The sequence below is a fragment of the Candidatus Synechococcus spongiarum SH4 genome, from assembly GCF_000586015.1.
Classification (GTDB): domain Bacteria; phylum Cyanobacteriota; class Cyanobacteriia; order PCC-6307; family Cyanobiaceae; genus Synechococcus_B; species Synechococcus_B spongiarum_F.
In genome coordinates this window covers 1-2,426 of sequence record NZ_JENA01000241.1, presented here as the reverse complement: position 1 = coordinate 2,426, position 2,426 = coordinate 1, and the positions used below count along the sequence as shown (strand labels likewise).

At 63.9% G+C, this 2,426-nt stretch carries 4 protein-coding genes; 2 read left to right on the top strand and 2 right to left on the bottom strand.

Translation table 11 applies throughout. From position 1 onward, the window contains the following. Positions 1-521 (top strand): transketolase-like TK C-terminal-containing protein (locus BG35_RS0109135; protein ID WP_025782577.1); only part of this gene is annotated, 521 nt, incomplete at its 5' end. A 36-nt stretch (positions 522-557) separates the two neighbouring features. On the opposite strand, the gene BG35_RS0109130 is transcribed toward BG35_RS0109135, so the two are convergent. Together BG35_RS0109130 and BG35_RS13760 are read right to left on the bottom strand one after the other, a co-directional pair. Continuing rightward, positions 558-1,424: a glycosyltransferase family 9 protein gene (locus BG35_RS0109130; RefSeq protein ID WP_051506238.1), complete on the bottom strand. Its 867-nt coding sequence runs from the start codon at positions 1,422-1,424 to the stop codon at positions 558-560. Between the two features lie 291 nt (positions 1,425-1,715). Further along, positions 1,716-1,982: a DUF2306 domain-containing protein gene (locus tag BG35_RS13760; RefSeq protein ID WP_025782574.1), complete on the bottom strand. Its 267-nt coding sequence runs from the start codon at positions 1,980-1,982 to the stop codon at positions 1,716-1,718. Between the two features lie 174 nt (positions 1,983-2,156). On the opposite strand from BG35_RS13760, the gene BG35_RS0109110 reads away from it, so the two are divergent. Continuing rightward, positions 2,157-2,426: 2-C-methyl-D-erythritol 4-phosphate cytidylyltransferase (locus tag BG35_RS0109110; protein WP_025782573.1), on the top strand; the 270-nt coding region annotated here is incomplete at its 3' end.

Below are 2,426 nucleotides of genomic sequence, written 5' to 3'. Positions count from 1 at the left end.
TTCGTCCGGGGGACGGCAACGAAACCAGCGGGGCCTACAAGGTGGCCATCAGCAACCGGAAACGCCCCACGGCGTTGGCCCTCAGCCGCCAGGGCATGCCCAACCAGGCCAACTCTTCCGCCGACAAAGTGGCCCAGGGGGCCTACGTCCTGGAGGACTGCGCCGGGGCGCCTGAACTGATTCTCATCGGCACCGGCAGTGAGTTGGATCTCTGCGTCCAGGCGTCCAGGCAGCTCACCGCCATGGGGCGCCGGATTCGGGTGGTGTCCATGCCCTCCATGGAACTGTTTGAGGAGCAAAGCCCCGCCTACCAGGACTCCGTTCTCCCCGCAACGGTGCGCAAACGCCTTGTGGTGGAAGCTGCAGCGCCGTTCGGGTGGCACAAGTACATCGGCCTGGATGGAGACAGCGTGACCATGGGTCGCTTTGGGGCTTCCGCTCCTGGCGGCGCGTGCATGGAGAAATTCGGCTTCACCACCGCCAACGTGGTGGCCAAGGCCCAGACCCTGCTGGCGGCTTGAGCCCTCAGGCCCTCAGGCCCTCAGGCCCTCAGGCCCTCAGGCCCTCAGCGCCTGCAGAACCTCCTGGGGACGCAACCGGTTCAGGGCAGGTAGGGGTTTGACGGCATCCCGCCGGGGCAGCCGGCCGGGATCCTCCATCCCTGCCGCCACCAGGGCAGTTCCCGTGAGCACTGCCAACTGGGCCAGGCGGGGTTCATCGGTGAGCACCAGGTCCACACTGGCCACGGTGGCGGCCTCGGCCATGATCGTGGCCGCTCGGCAGCGCCGGATGCCGGCCGGGGCTTCCTCCTCCGGCGCCAGCCACAGCAGACGAACTGAAGGAAAAGCCTGACCCACGGCCGCCACAAACCCTCGCCAATCCTCTGGCGACCAGCCGGCCGCCACACTGGCCGCCAACAGCAAAGCAGGACCGTTTCCCGGTGGCAGGGCTGCTCTGGCCTCTGCCAGGGCACTCCGGGGGAGGGGAAGGCGATAGGCGTCGCCGTCGTAATGAACCCCCAGGGGCTGGAGCCAGGCCCCCAACGCCTGACCATGCCGTCCCGTGGATTGCTGCCGCACCGGCTCCGTGGCGGAAAATCCGCCACCGGCCACCCGCATGGGGATGCGGCTCAGGCTCAGCAACAGGTCAATGGACCAGTCCGTGGACAAATTGAGGCTGACTTGAAAATCCGGCTCCCGCACGTTTCCCAGCAGGTTGGTCCAGTCCGCCAGGGACCAGCGCTGACCAAAGGCAAAGGGAATGCACCGCTCCACCGCTGGAAGGAGGGTCCACACGTGTGCTGCCTGGGCCGGACAGACCACGTGCAGTTGGGCTGATCGTTGCTCTGCCAGCGCGGCCATGGCGGGTAGGGCCTGCAACTGGTTCTCTTCTCCTCCGGGCAGGAGAGCCAGCACCTGCATCATGATCCTGCGTACCCGGAAAGTTTAGGGACTGATGTACGTCAGTACCCAAGAGTTCAAAAGCCGCTCCAGTACCAGCTTTTCAGCAAGAGCTTGCATGGTGGGACTGAAGTGAAGTGACTGAGTCCACCCAATCGCTTCGCTGTATGAAGCGATTGGCATGACAACACGGGCATCATGCTCGACGGTGATTGGGTTTGAGAGCAGCATCAGCAACCTTGTTGCCTTCGAGACCAAAATAAGATCTATAAGATTACCGCCAAAAGCAAGTGCTGATTTTCTGATCCGCACCCATCAGTACCCCAAGACCCCGGCCAGAAAGCGGCCCGGCGCCAGGGCTGCCGTCCCTGCTGCGATGGCGCCCACCATGACGCCTTTCGTCAAATTGGCATGGCGGCGGATATTGCCCTGCCGAATGGCCACTATGCTCCAGCCCATACAGATCAAGGTCCAGAGGGCAAGTCCATGGAGCCAACTCCATCCTCCTGGGGGGTGGACGCGGTGAATCAGGAAGGAGGACAGGGTGGCACACAGCATCAGCCCCATCCATACCCGACCCATCAACCCATCAACTGGTGCAACTGCGTGCCCTTCGCCAGCAGCAGGCTCACCAGACCCAACCCGATTGCCACCAAGGCTGTGACGAGGTGAAACCAGATGATGGCCATGGATGATCTGAAAAGATGACTCCCAAAGTTTATGGATGCCAGGCTGGGATAGCCAGCAAGGAGGAGGATGCACGTATTGGTTGCCGCCGCGGGCAGTGGTCGCCGGGTGGGCGCTGATCGCAACAAGTTGCTGCTGCCGGTGGCCGGACATCCGGTTCTGGCCTGGACCGTGGCTGCCGCCCTGCAGAGCCGCCGGGTCCGGTGGATCGGAATCATCGGTCAGCCCCACGACCGGCAGGCCATCCTGACCATCCTCCACGCCCTGAAGCCCCACTGCCCGATTCACTGGATTGACGGGGGGCAGAGCCGCCAGGATTCCGTGGAGCGGGGGCTGGCT